Origin of the sequence: Kribbella sp. (assembly GCF_035655035.1) — a bacterium.
Taxonomy (GTDB): Bacteria; Actinomycetota; Actinomycetes; order Propionibacteriales; family Kribbellaceae; genus Kribbella.
The window spans coordinates 1-7,916 of the sequence record NZ_DASRVN010000528.1; the positions used below are offsets into that span (position 1 = coordinate 1).

At 69.6% G+C, this 7,916-nt stretch carries 6 protein-coding genes and 1 pseudogene; all 7 read right to left on the reverse strand.

Annotated elements, in window-relative coordinates; genetic code table 11:
* Positions 1-1,063 (reverse strand): annotated as a pseudogene (locus tag VFF46_RS28760) (glycoside hydrolase family 92 protein); the annotation flags it as partial.
* 89 nt (positions 1,064-1,152) lie between these two features.
* Complete coding sequence (locus VFF46_RS28765) at positions 1,153-1,803, reverse strand: NUDIX hydrolase (protein ID WP_325040354.1); 651 nt, start codon at positions 1,801-1,803, stop codon at positions 1,153-1,155.
* Complete coding sequence (locus VFF46_RS28770; RefSeq protein WP_325040355.1) at positions 1,803-3,509, reverse strand: CTP synthase; 1,707 nt, start codon at positions 3,507-3,509, stop codon at positions 1,803-1,805. Before VFF46_RS28770 ends, VFF46_RS28765 begins: the two co-directional genes overlap by 1 nt.
* Positions 3,510-3,530: 21 nt before the next feature.
* Positions 3,531-4,556: a glycosyltransferase family 4 protein gene (locus tag VFF46_RS28775; RefSeq protein WP_325040356.1), complete on the reverse strand. Its 1,026-nt coding sequence runs from the start codon at positions 4,554-4,556 to the stop codon at positions 3,531-3,533.
* The gene (murJ, locus tag VFF46_RS28780) at positions 4,553-6,031 is read right to left on the reverse strand and encodes a murein biosynthesis integral membrane protein MurJ (protein WP_325040357.1); all 1,479 of its coding nucleotides are present in this window, start codon (positions 6,029-6,031) and stop codon (positions 4,553-4,555) included. Before murJ ends, VFF46_RS28775 begins: the two co-directional genes overlap by 4 nt.
* A 152-nt stretch (positions 6,032-6,183) precedes the next feature.
* A complete protein-coding gene (locus tag VFF46_RS28785; protein ID WP_325040358.1) occupies positions 6,184-6,993 on the reverse strand; it encodes a hypothetical protein in 810 nt (269 codons plus the stop codon).
* Position 6,994: 1 nt separating this feature from the next.
* Positions 6,995-7,916, reverse strand: a 922-nt coding sequence (locus VFF46_RS28790; protein WP_325040359.1) for a copper transporter, incomplete at its 5' end; no start/stop codon positions are given.

Consider the following 7,916-nt stretch of genomic DNA (forward strand, 5'->3'; position numbering starts at 1 on the left):
GAGCCGTCACGTCGACCGACGTACCGCGCGGGTTCTCGGCACGCAGGTTCTGCCGGGCGTTGGCCTCGCTGACGTAGGAGATGCCGATCCGCATCGTCACCTTGTCGCTGTCGAACCCGACGTACCCGCCGGAGCCCTTCCCGGCCGGCATCCAGCCGTTGGAGCCGTACGTCGTACCGCCGCGGGCGCTCGTGCTGCCCGGTGTCACCGTGGTGTCGGTCCAGGTGCCCTGGTTCGTGAACGGCTGGTCGAACTCGGCGACGAAGTGCAGCGTGTAGTAGCTGCGCTGCCCGACGCTCGCGAGGTACCCGCAGAAGTTGCCGCTGGTCACCGATCCGCTGACCGTGCGGTGCACCGGGTCGATGTCGACCTGCGCGTCGCTGGACCCGACCTCGGAGTTCGACGTACGGAACATCACCGTCTTGGCCTTGTCCGCGGGGAACGTGAACGCCGCCGAACCGGTCCGGGTCGTCGCCGCCAGCTCGGCCGTCACGCCGGAGTCGAGTCCGACCTTGTAGTACCCCGGCTTCGCGACCTCGTTCGCATGGCTGAACGTCGACGCGTAGACGGTGTCCTTCGCATCGCTCTGCGGCGACGAGGTCACCGTGGACGCCAGCGGGTAGATCGGAATGTCCCCCGACCCGCCCGCGCATCCTGTCCCGCTCATGTGGGTGAGGCTGAATCCACGGATCTTGCCGGCCGAGTACAGGTACCCGCCCGGCGCAGCGGTCCGGTACGCGTTCCCCCGGCTCGTTTCCGGACTGAACGAGAACATCCCGAACGGCATCACGGCCCCGGGAAACGTGTCGCCCGCGTTCGACGTACCGATCAACGGATCGACATGCTCGGCCGGATCCACCGAACTCGTAGTGATCCGGCCGGCGCCGGCAACAGGCGCCCGGAGCCCGGCGACCGCCGGATCAGGCGGTGTGGCGGTCGTCGGACGGGCGCCGGGATCAGCCGGCGACGGTGAAGGTACGGCGTGCGCCGTGGGAGCCAGGGCTGCGATCAGGACGCCGGCGACCAGGAAACACGCACGACGGGACAACGCGGAACGACGCATGGGCGGGACCAACCTTCACGGATGGAGTGACATCGTTGTCAGCAACAAATACCCGCACGCACCGCAACCGGTCAAGACCTCCGCGTAGTTCAGTGGTCCTTCGCGGGCCAGGGCGAGTCCGCCGGGCGGAGGGTGTCGAAGCCGGGGCCGTTGAGGGCGGTCCAGGTCGCCAGCGCGCCCATGATCAGGATCGGGTTCTGGAGCCGGCCCGCCAGGACGGCGCCGACCACGTCGATCAGCGGCGCCCAGACGGTCTCCATGTCGGCTTCCTCGGCCTCGCGTTCGAAGGTTTCGTCCGCGGGTGAGAGGTCGCGCGCCAGGAAGATGCGGACCGCCTCGTTCGTCAGCCCGGGTGAGGTGAAGGCGTCGACCAGGACCCGCCAGTCGGCGGCCTTGGTGGCGGTCTCCTCCCACAGCTCGCGCTCGGCGCCGAGGCGGTACTGCTCGCCCTGCACGTCCAGCAGGCCGGCCGGAGCCTCCAGCAGCTTGTGGCCGACCGGGTGGCGGTACTGGCGGACCAGCAGCATCCGGTTGTTCTCGTCCAGCGCCACCACGCCGACAGCTCCGGGATGTACGACGACGTCGCGGACGAACGGCGTACCGCTGGGCGGCTCGATGGTGTCCCGGCGTACCGAGATCACCCGGCCCGTTCGGTGCACCACCTCGGAGGCGGAGACCGGCCAGTGCTCCGGCCGGTCGGCGAGGCCGGCGCCGAACCGGAGCTCGGGGTAGTCCTTCATCAGGCCTTGACCGCCGTCTTCTTGGCGACCGCCGGCTTCGGCTCCTCCACCGGCAGCCGGGACTCGCGCTGCCGGTCGAGCGCGGCCGCGACCAGTCCGGAGAACAGCGGGTGCGGCTTGGTCGGCCGTGAGCGCAGCTCCGGGTGTGCCTGGGTGGCCACGAAGTACGGGTGGACGGCCCTGTCCAGCTCGATGAACTCGACCAGCTCGTGGTCCGGCGACAGCCCGCTGAACACCAGCCCGGCGGCCTCCAGCTTGTCCCGGTACGCGTTGTTCACCTCGTACCGGTGCCGGTGCCGCTCCTGGATCGACGGGGCGTCGTACAGGCCGCGGACGATCGAGCCCTCGGCCAGGTTCGCCGGGTACAGGCCGAGCCGCATGGTGCCGCCCATGTCGCCGGTACCGGAGACGATGTGCTTCTGCTCCTCCATGGTCGCGATCACCGGCTGCTCGGCGTCCGGGTCGAACTCGCTGGAGTTCGCCTGGTCGAGTCCGGCCAGGTCGCGGGCCACCTCGATCACCATGCACTGCAGGCCGAGGCAGAGCCCGAGGATCGGGATGCCCTGCTCGCGGGCGAACCGGATCGCGCCGATCTTGCCCTCGATGCCGCGGACCCCGAAGCCGCCCGGGATGCAGATCGCGTCCACGTCGCCGAGCAGCCGGGCCGCGGCCTCCGGGGTGGCGCACTCGTCGGAGGCGATCCAGCGCAGGTTCACCCGGGCGTCGTTGTCGAACCCGCCCGCGCGCAGTGCCTCGGCGACCGACAGGTACGCGTCCGGCAGGTCGATGTACTTGCCGACCAGCGCGACCGTGACCTCGTCCTTCGGGTGGTGCACGACCCGCAGCAGCTCGTCCCAGCGGGTCCAGTCGACGTCCCGGAACTGCAGGTTCAGCCGGCGTACGACGTACGCGTCCAGGCCCTCGGCGTGCACCACCTTCGGGATGTCGTAGATCGACGGCGCGTCCACGGCGGCCACCACCGCCTCGACGTCGACGTCGCACATCAGCGAGATCTTCCGCTTCACGCTGTCCGGGATCGGCCGGTCGGCACGGCAGACGATCGCGTCCGGCTGGATACCGATCGAGCGCAGCGCGGCCACCGAGTGCTGGGTCGGCTTGGTCTTCAGCTCACCGCTCGGCGCCATGTACGGCACCAGCGAGATGTGCAGGAAGAACACGTTGTCGCGGCCGACGTCGTGCCGGACCTGCCGGGCCGCCTCGAGGAACGGCAGCGACTCGATGTCGCCGACCGTGCCACCGATCTCGTGCAGGACGACGTCCACGTCCGGGCCCGCCATCGCGAGCATCCGTTCCTTGATCTCGTTGGTGATGTGCGGGATCACCTGGACGGTGTCGCCGAGGTACTCGCCGCGGCGCTCCTTGGCGATCACGCTCGAGTACACCTGGCCGGTGGTGACATTTGCGACCTGGGAGAGGTCGCGGTCCAGGAAGCGCTCGTAGTGGCCGATGTCGAGGTCGGTCTCCGCGCCGTCGTTGGTGACGAACACCTCGCCGTGCTGGAACGGGTTCATCGTGCCGGGATCCACGTTGAGGTACGGATCCAGCTTCTGCATCGTGACGCGGATGCCCCGTGCCGTCAGCAGACTGCCGAGGCTGGACGCTGTCAGTCCCTTGCCGAGACTGGATGCCACGCCACCGGTGACGAATACGTGCTTGGTCTGCTGGGAATTCGAAGCCCTGTCCACGGGCTTCTAGCCTACCTCTTGTCAAGCACCGGTCGCGACGAGACCCGCGTAGATGTCGAGCAGATTCTTCGCCACCGCGTCCTCGTCCATCCATCTCGCGGCCAGCTCCCGGCCCCGTGTCCGCATAGCGTTCGCCGTTTCGGGCTCCGACAGGACCGCCCGTACGCCGTCCGCCAGCCCGTCGGCGTCGCCTGGAAACGCCAGTACCGCGCTGTCGTCGACCAGCTCGGGGATGCCGCCGACCGCGGTCGCGACCACCGGTACGCCGACCTGCATCGCCTCCTGCAGCACCAGGGCGCGGGCCTCCCAGTGCGACGTGAGCAGAAACACGTCCGCGGCACCCAGAAGGTCCGCGACGTCGTTGCGATGCCCCAGCAGCCGCACAGGCAGGTGCTCCGCGTCGATCCGCGCCTGCAGGTTGTCCCGCAACGGTCCGTCACCGACGACTACGAACACCGCGTCTGGCGTGGACTCGTGTACGCGAGCCGCTACGGACAGGAGCGTCGGGTAGTCCTTCTGCGACGCCAACCGGCCCACCGTGAGGACGACGGGCTGGTCGCGGAGGCCTAGCTCCCGGCGGACCCGGGCACGCGACGTATGGACCGTGGGCATCGCAGGAGCCGCTACAGGTGCCAGCTGAGCGTTGCGGGCGCCAAGGCTCTTGGCCAGCTCCACCAGGTCGCTGGAGGCGCCCAGCGTCAGGTCGGCGCCCTTGGCAACCAGCCGCTGCCCCATGCGCATGACCAGACCGCGTGGCCCCGCTGCGATCACCGCGTTGTGCCACGTGACGACAAGTGGGCGCAACCGGGACCTGTCCCGCAGCGCTGCCATGCCTGCGCGGTACCCGTGCGCGTGGATCACGTCGCAGCCGCGCAGCCCGGCCGCCTGGGTCACGACGGTCGCAGGAGCAAAGTCGAAGTGCTCGGCCGTACCAGGCGGGGCGCACACCACCACCTCGTGCCCAGCGCTCACGAAGCGCGGCACCAGCGAGGCAACGTGCTGCCCGATCCCGCCCCGCGACTCCGCGAGCAGCAGCCCGATCCTCATGGTTTCTCCCGTCGTACGAGTGCGCGAGCATCCGCGCGATCCAATGCAAGCACGACAACGGCGTACACGACGACAACCGCCAGCCCGGACAGGAGCGCGAACAGGACCGCCTTGCCGACTCCGCCATGTCCTGCCGGCAGGGCCACAACCCACCCGGCAGCACCCGCCAGTACGGCGCCTGCGAGGCCTGTGAGGTGCGCGCGTGGTACTCCGATCAGCACACCGGGCCCGGCCTCACGACGCAGTACCAGAAGCAGTACGAACGCTCCGACGACCACACCGATCGACATGGCGGCCGCCAGCGCGGGTACTGCGTCCCAGTGGGCTGTGAGCACCACACCGGCTACCGCTACGAGCACCCAGGCGCCTGAGGTCACCACAGCGACCTCACGGCCCGAGTGCCGCGCGTAGAGCACACGGCCGACGTGCATGAGTACGGCGAACCCGATGGCCGCAGGAGCGAACGCGAGCAGCCCGTTGGCCAGTGAGGTCGCCTTGTCCGCCTGCACCGCGCCGTGGTCGTACGCGAAGATCCGAGCGACCGGTACCGCCGTACCGATCAGGAGTGCCGCGCCCGCACCACCCGCCAGCATCACGGCGCGCGTGGACGTGGCGGCGTACCTGTCGAAGCCCTCCCCTGCCTCGAAGGCCGCTGCCAGGCGGGGGAAGACGGCGGTGGTGATCGGCACGGCCAGGACGGCGTACGGGAGGAGGTAGATCGCGTTCGCCCACGTGTAGACGGCGATGCTGCCCGCTACCCCGCGGTGGTTGGCCAGGTACGTCGTGACGACGAACGTGAGCTGCTGGGCGATCAGTACGGCAAGACCGGCCAGTGCGAGCCGCCTTAGTACCGGACCGACGCCAGGGTCGAGCCTGAGCGTCGGCTTGATCGGTAGGCGGAGCACAAGCATCGGGACGAGCACAGTCAGCGCAAGAGCGAGCACACCGGCCGTCGTTCCCCAGGCCAGTACGTCGTTGGCGCCACGCGAGGCGTGGTCCGCGTCGGGCGCGGCGGCCGCGAAGACGAAGTACGTCGCGACCACGACCAGGCTTGAGATCAGTGGGGCCAGGGCACCGGCCGCGAAACGCTTGTGGGACTGGAGTACGGCGGTGGCGATCACGGCGACGGCGTACCCGAAGATCTGCGGCACGAAGATCGCCAGCATCCGGGTCGCGGTCGCCGTAGAGCCAGGGCACTCGGCGCCGGGGTCGAGCATGGCGTTGGTGTACCGGCCGGCAAGCACCCAGGCCAGTACGGCGACCGGCGTCAGCAGCACGAACGACCAGGACAGCAAGGCCCCGATGATCCGCCCCTGCGCGGCCTTGTCGCCCCGAGCGACAGGACCGGCCAGCACCGGGATGACCGCCCCGGCCAACGCACCGCCGGCAACCACTTCGAACAAGATGTTGGGGAGCTGGTTGGCGGTGGTGTAAGCCTCGGCCAGACAGCCCGCCCCGACAGTCTTCGAAAACACCAGCCATCGCCCGAAGCCGACTACTCGTGCCAGCACGGTGACAGCAGCAACCAGCAACGCAGCCTGAGCTATCCGCGCGCCCCCGAACCCACCCGACGAACCGCCCTGAGCGGAGGACCCGGTCGGGCGCTTGGCGCCCGAGCCGTCTTTGTTCACCGGGGGCGTCGGCCCCACTGGTCGATCTTGTCGAGGGCCGGGGTGTCGGCGATGACCTTGGTGAAGCTGACCTTCTCGCTGGCCAGATTGAGGCCGACCACGAGCGCGAGCGCGAGCGTCTTCAGCGGACGCGGCAGGGACGCGGCGAGCGCCGTACCGGTGATCGCGCCGAGGCCGTTCGCGCCGCAGTCGCCGAGCATCGCGCGTTCGCCGAGGTCGGCGGGAGCGGAGGCGGCGGCCGCGCCGACGACCGCACCGGCCGGGCCGTTCACGACGGCGAGCGGTGCGTTCAACGCGGTCACGGCCTTCAACGCACGGCCGGGGCGGAGATCGAGCAGGTTGGTGAGGTTCGCCGTACCGGCGATCAAGGCGCCGTCGGCAACGACACCGGCCACCGCCTTCACGCCACGCGACTTCCGCGGCAGCAGTGCAGCGGCAGCGATACCGGCCACGCCGACCCCGAGGATCTTCACCGCACCGCTGGTCACCTCACCGCGCTGCAGCGCGCTCAGATGCCCACGGAAACCCTTGGTCTGCGTGGTCCCGCGCATGTCGTCGTACGCACCGACCGCACCCGACACGGCACCCGCGACCACAGCGGCCGCCTTGACCTTGTTGCTGCCGCGGGAGGCGAGCACACCGGCCAGAGCGCCAAGGACGGCCCCCGGTCCCTCCAGCAGCGTCACCGCCTCACCACGGTGGTTCGTCCGCTCGAAAGGCTCCCGGTTCTCCTTCGGCAGCTTCTCGGCCGCGCGCTCGAGCCCGGAAGTAGCGGCCGCCGCGACGGCAGCGCTGAGAATTCCCACGTCAGTTGTCCTTCGTCTGTACGGCTGCCGGCGCCACGCCGTTCTTCGCGTTGATCGCGCCGTACTGCCCCGCCTTCCCGGTGACCTGCTCGGCGAGTGCGAACACCACGGTCATCTGGCCGGCGGGGAGATCGGCCACGTCCACCGAGGAAACGATCTTGGTGGCGTCGGAGTCACTCCGCAAGGCCTTGATCAGGCCACCGTCGTTCGCGGACGCCGCCGTACCGGCCACGACGACCCCGCCGCTACCCATGTCCAGGCCCTTGATGAAGTCCACGGCGTCGGTGTACGTCGAGTTGTCCGGCGCAGGCGTCGGCGGATCCGCGGCGATCACCACGATCAGGCTGGACCGGTCCTTCACCGTCGACGGCTTCAGCGACAGCAACTTCGCGCCGGTCAGCCCGCTCAGCACCTTGGTCGCGTCGGAGTCGACGCTCTTGCCCTCCTCCTTGGCGGCGACACCGCGAGCCAGCAGCAGACCCGCGCGCTGGTACGTCGTACTGTTCGCCGGGAGGTTCATGTCCGCGGTGACGAGCTGCTGGACCAGCGTCTCGACCAGCTGACGCTGCCCGGAGTCGAAGAGCTTCGGGTCCAGCGAGACCTTGGTGGACACCTGGCCGCCGGCCTTCTCCAGCTCGGCCTGGACGCCGTCGCTCAGGTCGCTGTCGGAGTTGGGCATCGAGATCAGCGTGATCTTCTTGTTCGCCAGCTTGCCGGTCGTCAGCCCCGCGGTCACCTTGGCGACGTAGTCGTCGCGGTACTTGTCCAGCGCCTTGGTCTGCACGAGCTCCGCCCGGGCGTCGGCGAGTTGCTGGCGGTCCTTGTCGGCCTGCGCCTGGACGAGCTCGCTGCCGGTGCCCTTCAACGGGCCGGCCCCGAGCACCACACCGGCGCCCAGGGCGAAGAAGATCGCCACGATCGAG

Bases quoted from the DNA above. Each gene is read 5' to 3' on its own strand.
- VFF46_RS28765 (WP_325040354.1), bottom strand. From the start codon at position 1,803: ATGAAGGACTACCCCGAGCTCCGGTTCGGCGCCGGCCTCGCCGACCGG.
- VFF46_RS28775 (WP_325040356.1), bottom strand. From the start codon at position 4,556: ATGAGGATCGGGCTGCTGCTCGCGGAGTCGCGGGGCGGGATCGGGCAG.